We start from the raw sequence: 15,860 nt of genomic DNA, 5'->3' as shown, positions 1-15,860 counted from the left end.
AATGCACCGCCCGGTATTAAATCCAGTCCCGCACCTGAATAAACTCACTCAGGGCAGCCTCAGGGCTGCCTTCTTCTGGCTGCCAGTTATACTCCCAGCGCACCAGCGGCGGCATCGACATTAAAATCGACTCCGTGCGGCCTCCGGTTTGCAGGCCGAACAGCGTGCCGCGATCCCACACCAGGTTAAATTCCACATAGCGCCCGCGGCGATAAAGCTGGAAATCCCGTTCACGCTCACCCCAGGGCTGCGCTTTACGGCGCTCAACGATTGGCAGATAGGCATCGGTGAAGCCGTCTCCCACCGCCTGCATAAAGGCGAAGCAGGTGTCGAAATCTGGGGTGTTCAGGTCGTCAAAGAACAGGCCGCCGATGCCGCGCTGCTCGTTGCGATGCTTCAGGAAGAAGTAGTCGTCGCACCATTTTTTGTAGCGGGGATAAACGTCTTCGCCGAACGGCAGGCACAGGTCGCGGGCAACGGTGTGCCAGTGAACGGCGTCCTCTTCCACGCCGTAATAGGGCGTTAAATCGAAACCACCGCCAAACCACCACACCGGATCGGCACCGGGCTTTTCTGCGATAAAGAAGCGGACGTTAGCGTGACTTGTGGGCACGTGCGGGCTGCGGGGATGGACCACCAGCGACACGCCCATTGCTTCAAAGCTGCGGCCAGCGAGCTCCGGGCGGTGCGCCGTGGCGGAGGCGGGCATGGCATCACCGTGGACGTGGCTGAAGTTGACGCCGGCCTGCTCGAATACGCCACCGTCGCGCAGTACCCGGCTGCGACCGCCGCCGCCAGCCTCGCGCTGCCAGCTGTCTTCAATAAACTCACTGCCGTCGATTTCAGCAAGCTGCTGGCAGATACAGTCCTGAAGACGCAGCAAAAAGGCTTTGACCTGGGCAACATCGGGTTTCATTAACGTCTCTTCACGTGGGCTTTCTGGTTATCGAACCAGCTGAAATAGCTGAGGATGCCGGAAGCAATGGCGTTGGCAATCTTCTGGCGAAATGCAGTCGTGCCAAGCAGCTTCTCCTCACTCGGGTTGGTTATGAACGAGGTCTCGACCAGCACCGAGGGAATTGACGGTGATTTGAGCACCACGAACGCCGCCTGTTCCGTACTGCGGCTGTGCAGCTTATGCACCGGTTTAATCTGCTTCAGAATATGCGAGCCGAGCGTCAGGCTGTTCTTAATAGTGTCTGTTTGTACCAGATCGAACAACACCTGCTGGAGCAGGTGATCTTTATCGAGCGCTTTTTTGCCCGCCAGCTCATCAACGGCGTTCTCTTTATCGGAGAGATATTTCGCCATGGCGCTACTTGCCCCGCGGTTGGAGAGGGCAAATACCGAGGCTCCGGCAGCACTTGGATTCGTAAAGCCGTCGGCGTGAATCGACATAAACAGATCCGCACCGTGTTTGTGGGCGATTTCCACGCGGTCGTACAGTGGAATAAAGGTATCGCTGGTGCGCGTCAGGCGGGCGTCGATGCCGTGACCACGCAGGATAGAGCGAACGTTTTTGGCAATGGCCAGCACCACATGCTTCTCTTTGGAACCGCCGTGGCCGATGGCGCCGGTATCAATACCGCCATGCCCCGGATCGAGCATCACGATGCGGCGGGATCCAGCTTTCTTCGCCGCCGGTTTGCTGTGGCCGTTGCTGGTTTTCAGCGTTGTATCTTTTGCGATGGCTTTGGACATGCCGGACAGCGTTAGCGCGGCCAGTCCGGCTTTTAGCACCTGACGGCGCGAAGCGAGTGTTTTTAAGGGTTTAAAAGTGCTCATGCGGCCTGATGTGTAAAAATAAATAATCCATGTGTTATATCGTATCGTGTTTTCCGTTACGACTTTTCGGGATGAGAATTGTTTTACTTTTCATTTCAATACGTGACAATGCAACATTATGCCATTTTTTTGAGCGTTATTCGCCAGATATTGGCTAATTAAGGCGTTCGCGCCATAATCACTGTTTTTAAACCTGAAAAGATGGGTAATACCATGGAGATACGCGTTTTTCGCCAGTCCGATTTCGAAGAGGTTATTACGCTTTGGGAGCGTTGCGACCTGCTGCGCCCATGGAACGACCCGGAAATGGATATTGAGCGTAAGCTCAATCATGACGTCAGCCTGTTTCTGGTGGCCGAGGTTAATGGTGAAGTCGTGGGCAGCGTGATGGGCGGCTACGACGGTCACCGCGGCTCGGCTTATTACCTTGGCGTTCATCCGGACTATCGGGGAAGAGGGATCGCTAACGCGCTGCTCAACCGGCTGGAGAAAAAACTGATCGCCCGCGGCTGTCCGAAGCTGCAAATTATGGTGCGCGAAGATAACGATATGGTCCAGGGCATGTATGAACGCCTGGGCTACGAGCATGGCGATGTGGCCGTGCTGGGTAAGCGCCTGATTGAAGATGAAGAATATTGAGTTTTCACCGTCGGCATACGATGGTCACGGGCGGCTTCGGCTGCCCTTTCTGTTCTGGTGCGTACTGCTGTTGCAGGCCCGAACTTGGGTACTGTTCGTGATGGCCGGCGCGTCGCGCCAGCAGGGCGACTCGTTGCTGAATCTGTTTTATCCCGATCGTGATAATTTCTGGCTTGGCCTGCTGCCGGGTGTACCTGCGGTCGTCGCGTTTTTGCTTAGCGGGCGGCGGCATCAGAGTCCGCGCCTGTGGGCGGCAATGCGCTGGGTGCTGATAGCGGCACAGCTGGTGCTGCTGGCCTGGCAGCCGCTGCTGTGGTTGCAGGGAGAGCCGCTGAGCGGTATTGGCCTCGCGCTGGTGGTGATGGATATTTTTGCCCTCTGGTGGCTGCTCAGTAACCGCCGTTTACGCGCCTGTTTTTCCCTGTCTGAGGATTAATGGCACTTTTCTGCCGTTCCGGACTCCAACTGGCGTTGTGTTGACATAGAAAGGACCCTGAAATGAAATCGATGCGTTTATTACTCTGCGCGCTTCCTCTGGCATTAACCGGCTGCGCGACTGTCAGCTCGGGCTTTAGCTCGGTGCACTGGTCGTCCGCTTTGCCGTGGAACTGGTTTGGCTCCTCAACCGAAGTCACCGAACAGGGCGTTGGTGATCTGACGGCCTCCACGCCGTTGGATGAAAAAGCCATCAGTGATGCGCTGGACGGCGATTACCGCCTGCGCAGCGGCATGAAGACAGACAAAGGCAACATCGTAAAATACTTCGAAGCCCTAAAGGACGACAAAGTGGCGCTGGTGGTGAACGGTGAGGCGGGAACCCTGAGCCGCATTGACGTGATGGACAGTGACATCGGCGTGGCCGACGGCGGTAAAATTGGCACGCGCTTCAGCGATCTGTACAGCAAAGCGTACGGCAGCTGCGAAAAAGCGACCGGCGACGACAGCGCGGGCGTCGAGTGTAAAGCCAAAGACAGCCAGCATATCAGCTACTTGTTCAGCGGCGAATGGGCCGGGCCACAGGAGCTGATGCCGCCGGACGACTCCCTGAAAAGCTGGAAAGTCAGTAAGATTATCTGGCGTCGCTAATTTGCGCGCGGACAAGCTGCCCTGACAAAAAAGCGGGTATAATACGCCGCATCAATCAATGCCACGATGTCGTGGCATCTTTTTTTGTTTTTTCAGGAGGAGCAGCGATGTCTCAGGTTCAGAGCGGCATTTTGCCGGAACATTGCCGTGCGGCGATTTGGATTGAAGCCAATGTGAAAGGGGACGTCAACGCCCTGCGTGAGTGCAGCAAAGTGTTTGCCGATAAGCTGGCCACCTTTGAAGCGAAATTCCCCGATGCGCATCTCGGCGCAGTGGTAGCATTCGGGCATGAGACCTGGCGTAGCCTCAGCGGTGGCCAGGGGGCGGAGGAACTGAAAGATTTTACCCCTTATGGCAAAGGTCTTGCTCCGGCTACGCAGTATGATGTGCTGATCCACATCCTCTCCCTGCGTCATGACGTAAACTTCTCTGTCGCTCAGGCCGCTATGGAAGCGTTTGGTGCAGCCATTGACGTGAAAGAAGAAATTCACGGCTTCCGTTGGGTGGAAGAGCGCGATCTTAGCGGCTTCGTTGACGGCACCGAAAACCCGGCAGGCGAAGAAACTCGCCGTGAGGTGGCGGTGATTGCCGACGGCGTGGACGCGGGCGGCAGCTACGTGTTCGTCCAGCGCTGGGAGCACAACCTCAAACAGCTGAACCGCATGAGCATTCCGGATCAGGAAATGATGATTGGCCGTACCAAAGAAGCCAACGAAGAGATCGACGGTGACGATCGTCCTGAGACCTCGCACCTGTCGCGCGTCGACCTGAAAGAGAACGGTAAAGGCCTGAAGATTGTGCGTCAGAGCCTGCCGTACGGCACCGCCAGCGGCACGCATGGCCTGTACTTCTGCGCCTACTGTGCGCGTCTGTACAATATTGAGCAGCAGCTGCTGAGCATGTTTGGTGACACAGACGGCAAGCGTGACGCGATGCTGCGTTTCACCAAACCGGTGACCGGCGGTTACTACTTCGCCCCTTCTCTGGATAAATTGCTGGCGCTGTAAAAATCATTATGCCGGGCGGCGCTGCGCTTGCACCGGCCTGCAAAATACAGGCCCGGTAAGGCGTAGCCGCCACCGGGCAATACAATCTACAATAATCCCTTATCGATAAACGTCTGGCGCGTCGCCACGTTCAAATCGTATTCACCCAGCTTCTCTGGCCGCACCCACGCCACGGCCTGAAACTCTTCATTAAACGTAATGTCCCGATTGGCGCTGACGCAGTCAAACATCAGGTAAATCATGTAAATTTCTTCCTGTGTGCCATCGGCGTAGGTTTTGATTCGCGTATCGTCACGGAAGTGCCACGGCGCGATCTGGCTGATTTCCAGCTTATCGCCCAGCTCCTCGGCAATCTCCCGCAGCAGCGCCTGCTCCATGGTTTCTCCGGGCTCCATTCCGCCACCGGAGAGGGCCCACTGGCCGGGGAAAACGCCTCTGTCATCTGCCATTTTGCACAACAGGTACTCACCGTTGTTCTGAATTATCGGGCAGACAATTGTCCTTTGACGCATGGCTTTATCCTCCATTAGTTGTTTGCCGAGTGTATCAAATCAACGTCGGGTAACCTCTTATTCTGTTTTAAACTTGTAAATCACCAAACGGTATATAAAACCGTTACTGCTTTCATCCTCGTTATAAATATGATGGCCATAAGATAGTCATTATTCTGATAAGGGTGCGCAATGGCCGTTACATCACTGAAAAAAGGAACCCTGGCGCTCGGCGCTTTGCTGCTGGCAACCCAGGTACAGGCAACTGAACTGCTGAACAGTTCCTATGACGTTTCACGCGAGCTGTTTGCGGCCCTGAATCCTCCGTTTGAACAGCAGTGGGCGAAAGAGCACGGCGGCGACAAGCTGACGATTAAACAGTCTCATGCCGGTTCATCCAAGCAGGCGTTGGCGATTTTGCAGGGCCTGAAGGCAGATGTGGTCACCTACAACCAGGTGACTGACGTACAGATTCTGCATGACAAAGGTAACCTTATCCCGGCCAACTGGCAGAGTCGTCTGCCAAACAACAGCTCGCCGTTCTATTCGACCATGGCGTTCCTGGTGCGCAAAGGCAACCCGAAGAACGTTCATGACTGGAGCGATTTAGTCCGCACCGACGTGCAGCTGGTTTTCCCTAATCCCAAAACGTCCGGTAATGGCCGTTATACGTATCTTGCCGCCTGGGGTGCAGCCGCCAAAGCCGATGGCAACGATAACGCCAAAACTGAACGGTTCATGACGCAGTTCCTCAAAAACGTGCAGGTGTTCGATACCGGCGGCCGTGGCGCGACCACCACCTTCGTTGAGCGTGGCCTGGGCGATGTGCTGATCACGTTTGAATCCGAAGTGAACAACATTCGTAAACAGTATGCCGATCAGGGCTTCGAAGTGGTGGTGCCGAAAACCAACATTCTGGCCGAGTTCCCGGTGACCTGGGTCGATAAAAACGTCAAAGCCAACGGCACGGAAGAAGCCGCTAAGGCCTATCTGACCTGGCTTTACAGCCCGCAGGCGCAAACCATCATTACCGATTACTCCTACCGTGTGAATAACCCGGCCGTGATGGACAAGTTGAAAGACAAATTCCCGCAAACCGATCTCTTCCGTGTGGAAGATCAGTTCGGCTCCTGGCCTGAAGTGATGAAGACCCATTTTGCCAGCGGCGGCGAGCTGGATAAGCTGCTGGCGGCGGGGCATAAGTAATGTTTGCTGTCTCTTCGCGGCGAGTGCTGCCGGGCTTTACCTTAAGCCTCGGCACCAGCCTGTTGTTTGTGTGTCTGATTCTGCTGCTGCCGCTCAGCGCGCTGGTGATGCAGCTGGCGCAGATGAGCTGGGCGCAGTACTGGGAAGTCATCACCAACCCTCAGGTAGTGGCTGCCTACAAAGTGACGCTGCTGTCGGCATTCGTGGCGTCCATCTTTAACGGCGTGTTTGGCCTGCTGATGGCATGGATCCTGACGCGCTACCGTTTTCCGGGCCGCACGCTGCTCGACGCGCTGATGGATTTACCGTTTGCCCTGCCAACGGCGGTGGCGGGCCTGACGCTGGCCTCTCTGTTTTCTGTTAATGGCTTCTATGGCGAATGGCTGGCGAAGTTCGATATCAAGGTGACGTACACCTGGCTCGGAATTGCGGTGGCGATGGCCTTTACCAGCATCCCGTTTGTGGTGCGTACCGTTCAGCCCGTGCTGGAAGAGCTGGGCCCCGAATACGAAGAAGCGGCGGAAACGCTCGGAGCCACGCGCATTCAGAGCTTCCGTAAAGTAGTGCTGCCGGAGCTTTCCCCGGCGCTGCTGGCGGGGGTTGCGCTGTCGTTTACTCGCAGCCTCGGTGAGTTTGGTGCGGTGATCTTTATTGCGGGCAACATTGCCTGGAAAACGGAAGTGACCTCGCTGATGATTTTTGTCCGCCTGCAGGAGTTTGACTATCCGGCGGCGAGCGCGATCGCCTCGGTGATCCTGGCGGCGTCGCTGCTGCTGCTGTTTTCCATCAACACCCTGCAAAGTCGCTTTGGCCGACGTGTGGTAGGTCACTAATGGCGGAAGTTACGCAATTGAAACGCTATGACGCGCCCCGCATTAACTGGGGAAAATGGTTTCTTATAGGCACCGGGCTGCTGGTATCGGCCTTTATCCTGCTGGTGCCGATGATTTACATCTTTGTGCAGGCATTCAGCAAAGGGCTGATGCCGGTGCTGCAAAACCTGGCCGACCCGGACATGCTGCATGCCATCTGGCTGACGGTGATGATTGCGCTTATCACCGTGCCGGTGAACCTGGTGTTCGGCACGCTGCTGGCCTGGCTGGTGACGCGATTTAACTTCCCGGGCCGCCAGCTGCTGTTGACGCTGCTGGATATTCCTTTTGCGGTTTCACCTGTTGTGGCAGGTCTGGTGTATCTGCTTTTCTACGGCTCGAACGGTCCACTCGGTTCGTGGCTGGATGCGCATAACCTGCAAATTATGTTTGCCTGGCCGGGAATGGTGCTGGCGACGATTTTCGTTACCTGTCCGTTTGTGGTGCGTGAGCTGGTACCGGTGATGCTGAGTCAGGGTAGCAATGAGGACGAAGCGGCGATTTTGCTCGGCGCTTCTGGCTGGCAGATGTTCCGCCGGGTCACGCTGCCGAATATTCGCTGGGCGCTGCTGTACGGTGTGGTGCTGACCAATGCCCGCGCAATAGGTGAATTTGGCGCAGTATCGGTGGTCTCCGGTTCGATTCGTGGTGAAACGCTGTCGCTGCCGCTGCAGATTGAATTACTCGAGCAGGACTACAACACGGTGGGTTCCTTCACCGCCGCGGCCCTGCTGACGTTAATGGCTATTTTGACCCTGTTTTTGAAGAGTGTGGTGCAGTGGCGCCTGGAAAATCAGGAAAAACGCGTGCATCAGGAGAAGCATCATGAGCATTGAAATTGCCGGCATTAAGAAATCGTTTGGGCGCACTCAGGTGCTGAATGATATTTCTTTGGATATTCCGTCCGGTCAGATGGTGGCGCTGCTTGGGCCGTCGGGCTCCGGCAAAACCACCCTGCTGCGTATTATTGCCGGCCTGGAGCATCAGACCAGCGGGCAGATTCGCTTCCACGGTACGGATGTCAGCCGCTTACACGCCCGCGAGCGCAAAGTTGGCTTCGTGTTCCAGCACTATGCGTTATTCCGCCATATGACGGTGTTCGATAACATCGCCTTTGGCCTGACGGTGCTGCCGCGCCGTGAGCGCCCGAATGCGGCGCAAATTAAAGCCAAAGTCACCAAACTGCTGGAAATGGTTCAGCTGGCACATCTGGCGGATCGTTACCCTGCACAGCTTTCCGGCGGGCAGAAACAGCGCGTGGCGTTGGCACGTGCGCTGGCCGTTGAGCCACAAATTCTGCTGCTGGATGAGCCGTTCGGTGCGCTGGATGCGCAGGTACGTAAAGAGCTGCGCCGCTGGCTGCGTCAGCTGCACGAAGAGCTGAAGTTCACCAGCGTGTTCGTGACCCACGATCAGGAAGAAGCGATGGAAGTTGCTGACCGCGTGGTGGTGATGAGCCAGGGCAATATTGAGCAGGTGGACGCGCCCGATCAGGTCTGGCGTGAACCTGCCACAAGATTTGTACTGGAGTTTATGGGGGAAGTGAACCGCCTGAAAGGAACCGTTCGCGGAGGGCAATTCCACGTTGGAGCGCACCGCTGGCCGCTTGGCTACACGCCAGCTTATCAGGGATCGGTCGATTTGTTCCTCCGTCCGTGGGAAGTGGACGTGAGCCGCCGTACAAGCCTGGATTCTCCGCTGCCCGTGCAGGTGCTGGAAGCCAGCCCGAAAGGCCATTACACCCAGCTCGTTGTGCAGCCGCTCGGCTGGTATAACGAAACGCTGACCGTTGTCATGCGCGGCGATGATGCTCCACTGCGCGGAGAGCGCCTGTTTGTGGGGCTACAGCATGCACGCCTTTACGACGGGAAAACGCGGATTGAAAACCGCGAGGAGCTTGCTCTGGCGGAATCTGCCTGATAGCTTTATTGCATCCTGATGTTGCCGGGTAGCGCTTCGCATACCCGGCCTACAAGAAAATGCATGGTTTTGTAGGCCCGGTAAGCACAGCGCACCGGGCTTTTTTATTGGAATGCAGAAGTGACAACACTCGAACACACCATCGGCAATACTCCCTTAGTCAGGCTTCAGCGCCTGACGCCGGCGAACGGCAGTGAAATCTGGGTCAAGCTCGAAGGAAATAATCCTGCCGGATCCGTTAAAGACCGTGCGGCGCTTTCCATGATTGTGCAGGCGGAATCACGCGGCGAAATCAAACCGGGTGATGTGCTGATTGAGGCGACCAGCGGCAATACCGGTATCGCTTTGGCGATGATCTCGGCGCTGAAAGGCTATCGCATGAAGCTGCTGATGCCGGACAACATGAGCCAGGAGCGCCGCGCGGCAATGCGTGCCTACGGCGCTGAGCTGATCCTTGTCAGCAAGGAACAGGGCATGGAAGGCGCGCGCGATCTGGCGCTTGAGATGGCGAAGCGCGGTGAAGGCAAGCTTCTCGACCAGTTTAACAATCCCGACAACCCTTACGCGCACTACACCACCACCGGGCCGGAAATCTGGCAGCAAACAAATCAGCGAATCACGCACTTTGTCTCTAGCATGGGAACGACCGGCACCATTACCGGCGTATCTCGTTTTCTTCGCGAACAGGATAAGCCGGTGACCATCGTCGGGCTGCAGCCGGAAGAGGGCAGCAGTATTCCGGGGATTCGCCGCTGGCCCGCGGAATATATGCCCGGGACTTATAATGCCGCTCTGGTGGATGAGGTCATGGATATTCATCAGCGCGATGCGGAAAATACCATGCGTGAGCTGGCGGTGCGGGAAGGTATTTTCTGCGGTGTGAGTTCTGGCGGGGCGGTCGCGGGGGCGCTGCGGGTGGCGAAGGCCAATCCCGGCGCGGTCGTGGTTGCCATTATTTGCGATCGCGGCGATCGGTATCTGTCGACCGGCGTGTTTGGTGAAGAAAGTTACAGTCAGGGGGCGGGGATTTAACGGTCATGGAAATGATACTTTTTCGGGATAAAACCCGGGCGCAGCAGGCCGACATTGTGGCCGTGCAGTCTCAGGTGGTCTACGGCAGCGTGGGCAACAGCGTGGCGGTGCCGAATATCAAACAGCATCACCTGAACGTGCTGGCCGTGCCGACGGTGCTGTTCAGCAACACGCCGCATTACGATACTTTCTACGGCGGGGTTATTCCTGATGAGTGGTTCAGCGGTTACCTGCGGGCGCTGGAAGAGCGTGACGCTCTGCGCGAACTGAAAGCCGTCACCACCGGTTACATGGGCAGCGCCAGCCAGATTGCTATTCTGGCTGAATGGCTGAAGGCCATGCGGGAAAAACATCCGCAGATGATGATTCTGGTCGATCCGGTGATCGGCGATACCGACAGCGGCGTGTACGTGAAACCAGAGATTCCTGCCGCCTATTGTGAGCATCTTCTGCCGCTGGCGCAGGGCATCACGCCAAACGTATTTGAGCTGGGCGTGCTAAGCGGCAAGCCGTGCGATACGCTCGACGAGGCGATTGCCGCAGCGAAAGGTCTGCTTTCCGACACGTTAAAATGGGTGGCAATCACCAGCGCGCCGGTGCGGGACGACAACGATATTCATGTGGTTCTGGTGACGAAAGAGAGCGTTGATATCAGCGGCTGGCCGCGTGTGGCAACCGATTTGAAAGGCACAGGCGATCTGTTTTGTTCGGAGCTGATTAGCGCCGTTGTGCAGGGGAACACCTTGCAGGACGCAGTGCGCGCGGCCGGAAGTCGTGTCGTAGAAGTGATGGGCTACACGCTTGAAAAGGGCTATGACGAGCTGATTTTACCGCCGCGCTAGTGACAAAGAGCAGAAACGAAAATGGCGCCCGTAGGCGCCATTTTTTTATCCATGCAGCATCAATTATTTTTTGATGCGAATAACCGGGGTTTCACCAACGGTTACGCTGCCGGACAGTTTGATCAGCTCTTTGATCTCGTCCATGTTGGAGATAACAACCGGAGTCAGAGTAGACTTCGCTTTCTCTTCCAGCAGTGGCAGATCGAACTCTATTACCGGATCGCCAACTTTCACGCGCTGGCCTTCTTCTGCGATACGTTTGAAACCTTCGCCTTTCAGTTCAACGGTGTCGATACCGAAGTGAACGAACAGCTCGATACCACTGTCGGACTCGATAGAGAACGCGTGGTTGGTTTCAAAGATTTTGCCGATGGTACCGTCAACCGGCGCAACCATTTTGTTACCGGTTGGTTTGATGGCAATGCCATCGCCCACGATTTTCTCAGCAAAAACAACATCCGGCACGTCTTCGATGTTGACGATCTCGCCAGAGAGCGGGGCAACAATCTCAATAGTTCCGGTGTCTTTCTTATCATCAGAAACCAGAGATTTCAGTTTATCGAACAAACCCATGATCTTCTCCTAAGCAGTAATTTGGGCCGCATCTCGTGGATTAGCAGATTGTTTTTTCTTCAATGAACTTGTTAACCAGCGTCATTAACTCGTCCGTTGTCGGTTGAGCAAGAGCCTGCTCTGCTAAAACCTTCGCATCTTCGAAGTTCGTGTTACGGATAATCTTCTTAATGCGCGGGATGGAAATGGCGCTCATAGAGAATTCGTCCAGACCCATACCCAGCAACAGAAGTGTAGCACGTTCATCGCCTGCAAGCTCACCACACATGCCAGTCCACTTGCCTTCAGCATGAGAAGCATCAATAACTTGCTTGATAAGCGTCAGGACGGACGGTGACATTGGCTGGTAGAGGTGCGAAATCATATCATTACCACGGTCAACTGCCAGGGTGTACTGCGTTAAATCATTGGTACCGATACTGAAGAAATCAACTTCTTTCGCCAGATGACGGGCAATGGTCGCCGCGGCTGGGGTTTCCACCATCACGCCGATTTCGATTGCTTCGTCAAAGGCTTTACCTTCGTCGCGCAGTTCCTGTTTGTAGATTTCGATCTCTTTGCGCAGGGCGCGAACTTCTTCAACAGAGATGATCATCGGGAACATAATGCGCAGTTTACCGAAAGCAGAAGCACGCAGGATAGCGCGAACCTGATCGCGCAGGATCTCTTTGCGATCCATCGCGATACGCACTGCACGCCAGCCCAGGAACGGGTTCTCTTCTTTCGGGAAGTTCATGTACGGCAGCTCTTTGTCGCCACCGATGTCCATGGTACGGACGATGACCGCCTGCGAGCCACAGGCTTCAGCAACGGCTTTGTATGCAGCGAACTGTTCTTCTTCAGTTGGCAGCGCGTCGCGGTCCATGAACAGGAATTCTGTACGGTACAGGCCGACACCTTCAGCGCCGTTGCGCTCTGCACCGTCGATATCACGAACGGTACCGATGTTGGCACATACTTCTACCTGATGACCGTCGAGGGTGATAGCCGGCAGATCTTTCAGTTTTGCCAGTTCAGCTTTCTCTTCAGCAACCTGAGTCTGAATCTTACGCAGGGCTTCGGTCTCTTCGTTGGTCGGGTTAACGTACACTTTGTTGTTAACCGCATCGAGGATCAGATAGTCACCGTTTTTCACTTCAGAGGTCACGCTACCGGTGCCCACGATCGCTGGCAGTTCGAGGGAACGCGCCATGATGGAGGTGTGGGAGGTACGGCCGCCAATGTCGGTGATGAAACCCAGCACCTTTTTCAGGTTCAGCTGCGCGGTTTCGGATGGCGTCAGGTCTTTAGCGACGAGGATAACCTCGTCCTGAATGGCGCTCAGGTCGATGATCGCCAGGCCCAGGATGTTGCGCAGCAGACGTTTACCGATATCACGTACGTCAGCCGCACGCTCTTTCAGGTATTCATCATCCAGCTCTTCCAGGGCAGTTGCCTGACCTTCGATAACCTCATTGGCTGCTGCGTCAGCAGTCATGTGTTTATCTTTAATCAGGGCTATGATTTCCTGCTCCAGCTCCTCATCTTCCAGCAACATGATGTGGCCTTCGAAGATGGCTTCTTTTTCTTCGCCGAACGTTTCGCCAGCTTTAGTCTTGATAGCTTCCAGCTGTGCGGACGCTTTAGTACGACCGCTCAGAAAGCGTTCAACTTCCTGATCGACGCCGTCGGCAGAAATTTTCTTCCGGTCGATGACAATCTCATCTTCAATCAGCAACAGTGCTTTGCCGAAAGCGATACCCGGGGATGCTAAAATGCCTGAAATCATAACCCTACCTTACTTGTGACTGATTTTAAAAAGAACTCGTGAACTTACTCGAGTTCAGCCATCAGTTTAACCAGATGCTCAACTGCTTTCTGCTCGTCTTCGCCTTCTGCAGAAATGGTCACTACGGTGCCCTGAGTCAGACCCAGAGTCTGCAGTTTGAACAGGCTTTTAGCGCTGGCGCTTTTGCCGTTGGAGGTCACGGTGATCTCAGAGGTGAAGCCTTTAGCTTCTTTAACAAACTGAGCGGCAGGGCGGGTGTGCAGACCGTTCGGAGCGGTAATGGTAACTTCTTGCTGGAACATTATATTTCCCCAACTTATAGGTTTAGTGTTGTGGAACTAAAGTCTAGCCTGGCGGCTACACTTTAGCCTGTATAGATTAGCGCCGGCGGATACGAAACGACGCAGAAGGTCTGACGCAATCCTGGCAGGCACTTCTGGCCGGTGACGTTTAGCTCGTCATTAAACATTATGCAGCGAAAGCAAGACTTGAACCAAATCATAAAATCGATTCAGCAGGCGGAAATCCTGAACTGAATAATTTCGCGCATCAAAATAAATGTGATGGTTAAATACCAGACCCGACGGGGGGAAGCAATGCCAGGTGGGCCAAAAGTATGACGTATGCCACAAAAAAGCACCCGGAAGGGTGCTTTTTTCGTCATTTTTTTACATTTGGCATTACTGTTGCAGTTCTTTCTCTGTGAAGAGATCGGCAAATAATGCGGTACTTAAATAACGTTCACCCGAAGAAGGCAGGATAACCACAATAGTCTTATTGGTAAAGGTTTCGTCTTCCTGAAGCTTCAGCGCAGCAGCTACGGCGGCGCCGGAAGAAATCCCTGCAAGAATGCCTTCTTCTTCCATCAGACGGCGTGCCGTGGAAATGGCTTCTTCATTAGTAATGGCAACCACTTTATCGATGAGCTTGAGATCGAGGTTGCCTGGAATAAAGCCTGCGCCGATACCCTGAATTTTGTGCGGGCCGGGTTTGATTTCTTCCCCAGCCAGAGCCTGGGCGATGACTGGCGAGTCGGTCGGTTCGACGGCGACGCTAATCAGGTCGGTTTTACCTTTAGTGCCTTTAATATAGCGGGATACGCCAGTCAGCGTACCGCCAGTGCCGACGCCCGCAATAAACACATCAACCTGACCGTCTGTGTCTTCCCAGATTTCCGGGCCGGTGGTTTTTTCGTGGATTTCCGGGTTCGCCGGGTTGCTGAACTGTTGCAGCAGCAGGAATTTTTCAGGGTCGCTGGCGACGATCTCTTCCGCTTTCTGGATGGCACCCTTCATCCCTTTAGCGCCTTCGGTCAGCACCAGGTTAGCACCCAGCGCTTTCAGCAGCTTACGGCGTTCGATACTCATGGTTTCCGGCATGGTCAGCGTGAGCTTGTAGCCGCGTGCGGCAGCCACATAAGCCAGCGCAATACCGGTGTTGCCGCTGGTGGGTTCCACCAGCTCAACGCCTGGCTTGAGCACGCCACGTTTTTCGGCATCCCAAATCATGTTGGCACCGATGCGGCATTTGACGCTGAAGCTCGGGTTGCGTGATTCCACCTTCGCGAGGATGCGTCCATTACCGATTCGGTTCAGTCGAACCAGCGGCGTATGACCGATTGTCAGCGAGTTATCTTCAAAAATCTTACTCATAGCCCGTCCTTAACTGTCTGAAATTTGGGAAACGACACCAGCATACGCGGATGGTCATGATGCGGAAGGAAAGTTTTCGCATATCGATATGCTGATGTGAAATAAAGGTTATCAGTATGGAATAAGGGGTGGCAAAAGCCACTCCTTATTTACTTTTATAGACAGAAGACAATCACTTCCAGAGGGCGTGCTTATCGCGATAGCAGTCGACCCACATGGCCGTTGCACCGCAAATTGCCACTGGCAGGATCACCAGGTTGAGGATTGGAATCATCGTAAACAGGCTGGTTAGCGCGCCAAACTGCATATTGGTGACTTTCCGGGCGCGCAGCGCTTCCCGCATCGTTTTGAACGGCACTTTATGGTTATCGAACGGGTAATCGCAGTACTGGATAGCCATCATCCACGCGCTGAACAGGAACCAAAGTATCGGGGCCACCGTCTGTCCGATGCCGGGAATAAAGTAGAGAACCAGCAAAACTACTGCCCGTGGCAGATACCAGGCCAGCTTTTGCCATTCGCGTTTCATTATTCTCGGTACATCTTTCAGCACGCCGAAAATGCCGGTGTCCGGCGGCGTCGCGCCCGTCAGTCGTGCTTCAAGCTGTTCGGCCAGCAGCCCACTGAAAGGCGCGGCAATCCAGTTGGTGATGGTCGAGAATAAATAGCCAAATACCAGCAGCACGGAAATCACCGCAATCGGCCAGAGAAGGTAGCTCAGCCACTGTAGCCAGTCTGGCACGTGTTGCATCATCGCCGGGATCCAGTTACCCAGTTTGCTGAACAGCCACCAGAAAGCGCCGCCCATCAGGATGATATTGACCAGCAGCGGCATAAAAACGTAACGACGCAGGCCGGGCAGGCGAATCAGCTGACAGCCCTGGGAAAAGTAATATACCCCACTGCGGGGAACGGAAGAGGAAACCATGGTCAGGGGAGACTCCTTTTGTCAAAGTCCTGGCGGTTGCGCGACCAGTTTATCGGGTT

Annotated in this window: 18 protein-coding genes; 10 read left to right on the top strand and 8 right to left on the bottom strand. The window is 55.0% G+C overall.

Annotation, left to right across the window (positions count from 1 at the left end; all coding sequences use genetic code 11):
* Positions 1 to 16: 16 nt before the first annotated feature.
* Together hemF and amiA are read right to left on the bottom strand one after the other, a co-directional pair.
* Positions 17 to 916: an oxygen-dependent coproporphyrinogen oxidase gene (hemF, locus tag AB1287_RS09850; protein ID WP_435617651.1), complete on the bottom strand. Its 900-nt coding sequence runs from the start codon at positions 914 to 916 to the stop codon at positions 17 to 19.
* Positions 916 to 1,785, bottom strand: coding sequence for an N-acetylmuramoyl-L-alanine amidase AmiA (gene amiA, locus AB1287_RS09845; RefSeq protein ID WP_435617650.1), 870 nt, complete (start codon positions 1,783 to 1,785; stop codon positions 916 to 918). The genes hemF and amiA overlap by 1 nt, the downstream gene beginning before the upstream one ends.
* 213 nt (positions 1,786 to 1,998) lie before the next feature.
* Here amiA and AB1287_RS09840 point away from each other — a divergent pair, with 213 nt between their 5' ends.
* The 4 genes from AB1287_RS09840 (at position 1,999) to AB1287_RS09825 (ending at position 4,517) form a co-directional block, all read left to right on the top strand.
* Positions 1,999 to 2,424 carry a GNAT family acetyltransferase gene (locus AB1287_RS09840; RefSeq protein WP_312625114.1) on the top strand — a complete coding sequence of 142 codons (426 nt, stop codon included), beginning with the start codon at positions 1,999 to 2,001 and terminating at the stop codon, positions 2,422 to 2,424.
* Positions 2,411 to 2,860 carry a DUF2919 domain-containing protein gene (locus tag AB1287_RS09835; protein WP_312625116.1) on the top strand — a complete coding sequence of 150 codons (450 nt, stop codon included), beginning with the start codon at positions 2,411 to 2,413 and terminating at the stop codon, positions 2,858 to 2,860. Before AB1287_RS09840 ends, AB1287_RS09835 begins: the two co-directional genes overlap by 14 nt.
* Positions 2,861 to 2,922: 62 nt before the next feature.
* Positions 2,923 to 3,510 (top strand): RpoE-regulated lipoprotein, encoded by a 588-nt coding sequence (locus AB1287_RS09830; protein ID WP_435617649.1) that lies wholly within the window; start codon positions 2,923 to 2,925, stop codon positions 3,508 to 3,510.
* Positions 3,511 to 3,617: 107 nt separating this feature from the next.
* Complete coding sequence (locus AB1287_RS09825) at positions 3,618 to 4,517, top strand: Dyp-type peroxidase (protein ID WP_312625120.1); 900 nt, start codon at positions 3,618 to 3,620, stop codon at positions 4,515 to 4,517.
* A gap of 86 nt (positions 4,518 to 4,603) precedes the next feature.
* Here AB1287_RS09825 and nudI read toward each other — a convergent pair whose 3' ends face one another.
* Positions 4,604 to 5,029: a nucleoside triphosphatase NudI gene (gene nudI, locus AB1287_RS09820; protein WP_435617648.1), complete on the bottom strand. Its 426-nt coding sequence runs from the start codon at positions 5,027 to 5,029 to the stop codon at positions 4,604 to 4,606.
* A 171-nt stretch (positions 5,030 to 5,200) separates the two neighbouring features.
* Here nudI and cysP point away from each other — a divergent pair, with 171 nt between their 5' ends.
* The 6 genes from cysP to pdxK all read left to right on the top strand — a co-directional run bounded on the left by cysP (position 5,201) and on the right by pdxK (position 10,880).
* Entirely contained in the window at positions 5,201 to 6,214 is a 1,014-nt protein-coding gene (gene cysP, locus AB1287_RS09815) for a thiosulfate ABC transporter substrate-binding protein CysP (RefSeq protein WP_435617647.1), read from the top strand.
* Positions 6,214 to 7,047, top strand: coding sequence for a sulfate/thiosulfate ABC transporter permease CysT (cysT, locus tag AB1287_RS09810; RefSeq protein ID WP_064326924.1), 834 nt, complete (start codon positions 6,214 to 6,216; stop codon positions 7,045 to 7,047). The genes cysP and cysT overlap by 1 nt, the downstream gene beginning before the upstream one ends.
* A complete protein-coding gene (gene cysW / locus AB1287_RS09805; RefSeq protein WP_312625125.1) occupies positions 7,047 to 7,922 on the top strand; it encodes a sulfate/thiosulfate ABC transporter permease CysW in 876 nt (291 codons plus the stop codon). The genes cysT and cysW overlap by 1 nt, the downstream gene beginning before the upstream one ends.
* Positions 7,912 to 9,006, top strand: coding sequence for a sulfate/thiosulfate ABC transporter ATP-binding protein CysA (gene cysA / locus AB1287_RS09800; RefSeq protein WP_435617646.1), 1,095 nt, complete (start codon positions 7,912 to 7,914; stop codon positions 9,004 to 9,006). The genes cysW and cysA overlap by 11 nt, the downstream gene beginning before the upstream one ends.
* 120 nt (positions 9,007 to 9,126) lie before the next feature.
* Complete coding sequence (gene cysM, locus AB1287_RS09795; protein WP_435617645.1) at positions 9,127 to 10,038, top strand: cysteine synthase CysM; 912 nt, start codon at positions 9,127 to 9,129, stop codon at positions 10,036 to 10,038.
* A 5-nt stretch (positions 10,039 to 10,043) separates the two neighbouring features.
* A complete protein-coding gene (gene pdxK / locus AB1287_RS09790; RefSeq protein ID WP_435617644.1) occupies positions 10,044 to 10,880 on the top strand; it encodes a pyridoxine/pyridoxal/pyridoxamine kinase in 837 nt (278 codons plus the stop codon).
* A 63-nt stretch (positions 10,881 to 10,943) separates the two neighbouring features.
* Here the strand turns inward: pdxK and crr are convergent, their stop codons facing one another.
* From crr to cysZ, 5 genes are all read right to left on the bottom strand, one after another.
* On the bottom strand, positions 10,944 to 11,453 hold the full coding sequence (gene crr, locus AB1287_RS09785) for a PTS glucose transporter subunit IIA (RefSeq protein WP_000522253.1): 510 nt from the start codon (positions 11,451 to 11,453) through the stop codon (positions 10,944 to 10,946).
* Between the two features lie 40 nt (positions 11,454 to 11,493).
* Positions 11,494 to 13,221 (bottom strand): phosphoenolpyruvate-protein phosphotransferase PtsI, encoded by a 1,728-nt coding sequence (gene ptsI, locus AB1287_RS09780; RefSeq protein WP_312625132.1) that lies wholly within the window; start codon positions 13,219 to 13,221, stop codon positions 11,494 to 11,496.
* A 44-nt stretch (positions 13,222 to 13,265) separates the two neighbouring features.
* The gene (ptsH, locus tag AB1287_RS09775; protein WP_000487600.1) at positions 13,266 to 13,523 is read right to left on the bottom strand and encodes a phosphocarrier protein Hpr; all 258 of its coding nucleotides are present in this window, start codon (positions 13,521 to 13,523) and stop codon (positions 13,266 to 13,268) included.
* 378 nt (positions 13,524 to 13,901) lie between these two features.
* Entirely contained in the window at positions 13,902 to 14,873 is a 972-nt protein-coding gene (gene cysK / locus AB1287_RS09770; protein WP_312625134.1) for a cysteine synthase A, read from the bottom strand.
* Between the two features lie 172 nt (positions 14,874 to 15,045).
* On the bottom strand, positions 15,046 to 15,801 hold the full coding sequence (gene cysZ, locus AB1287_RS09765) for a sulfate transporter CysZ (protein WP_435617643.1): 756 nt from the start codon (positions 15,799 to 15,801) through the stop codon (positions 15,046 to 15,048).
* Positions 15,802 to 15,860 lie beyond the last annotated feature (59 nt).

Origin of the sequence: Scandinavium sp. UTDF21-P1B, assembly GCF_040750395.1 — a bacterium.
Classification (GTDB): Bacteria; Pseudomonadota; Gammaproteobacteria; order Enterobacterales; family Enterobacteriaceae; genus Scandinavium.
This window is presented reverse-complemented; position numbering and strand designations above follow the sequence as displayed.

Excerpts from the sequence above, each read along its gene's own strand:
- hemF (WP_435617651.1), bottom strand. The coding sequence starts at position 916 with ATGAAACCCGATGTTGCCCAGGTCAAAGCCTTTTTGCTGCGTCTTCAG.
- amiA (WP_435617650.1), bottom strand. The coding sequence starts at position 1,785 with ATGAGCACTTTTAAACCCTTAAAAACACTCGCTTCGCGCCGTCAGGTG.
- AB1287_RS09840 (WP_312625114.1), top strand. The coding sequence starts at position 1,999 with ATGGAGATACGCGTTTTTCGCCAGTCCGATTTCGAAGAGGTTATTACG.
- AB1287_RS09835 (WP_312625116.1), top strand. The coding sequence starts at position 2,411 with ATGAAGAATATTGAGTTTTCACCGTCGGCATACGATGGTCACGGGCGG.
- AB1287_RS09830 (WP_435617649.1), top strand. The coding sequence starts at position 2,923 with ATGAAATCGATGCGTTTATTACTCTGCGCGCTTCCTCTGGCATTAACC.
- AB1287_RS09825 (WP_312625120.1), top strand. The coding sequence starts at position 3,618 with ATGTCTCAGGTTCAGAGCGGCATTTTGCCGGAACATTGCCGTGCGGCG.
- nudI (WP_435617648.1), bottom strand. The coding sequence starts at position 5,029 with ATGCGTCAAAGGACAATTGTCTGCCCGATAATTCAGAACAACGGTGAG.
- cysP (WP_435617647.1), top strand. The coding sequence starts at position 5,201 with ATGGCCGTTACATCACTGAAAAAAGGAACCCTGGCGCTCGGCGCTTTG.
- cysT (WP_064326924.1), top strand. The coding sequence starts at position 6,214 with ATGTTTGCTGTCTCTTCGCGGCGAGTGCTGCCGGGCTTTACCTTAAGC.
- cysW (WP_312625125.1), top strand. The coding sequence starts at position 7,047 with ATGGCGGAAGTTACGCAATTGAAACGCTATGACGCGCCCCGCATTAAC.
- cysA (WP_435617646.1), top strand. The coding sequence starts at position 7,912 with ATGAGCATTGAAATTGCCGGCATTAAGAAATCGTTTGGGCGCACTCAG.
- pdxK (WP_435617644.1), top strand. The coding sequence starts at position 10,044 with ATGGAAATGATACTTTTTCGGGATAAAACCCGGGCGCAGCAGGCCGAC.
- crr (WP_000522253.1), bottom strand. The coding sequence starts at position 11,453 with ATGGGTTTGTTCGATAAACTGAAATCTCTGGTTTCTGATGATAAGAAA.
- ptsI (WP_312625132.1), bottom strand. The coding sequence starts at position 13,221 with ATGATTTCAGGCATTTTAGCATCCCCGGGTATCGCTTTCGGCAAAGCA.
- ptsH (WP_000487600.1), bottom strand. The coding sequence starts at position 13,523 with ATGTTCCAGCAAGAAGTTACCATTACCGCTCCGAACGGTCTGCACACC.
- cysK (WP_312625134.1), bottom strand. The coding sequence starts at position 14,873 with ATGAGTAAGATTTTTGAAGATAACTCGCTGACAATCGGTCATACGCCG.
- cysZ (WP_435617643.1), bottom strand. The coding sequence starts at position 15,801 with ATGGTTTCCTCTTCCGTTCCCCGCAGTGGGGTATATTACTTTTCCCAG.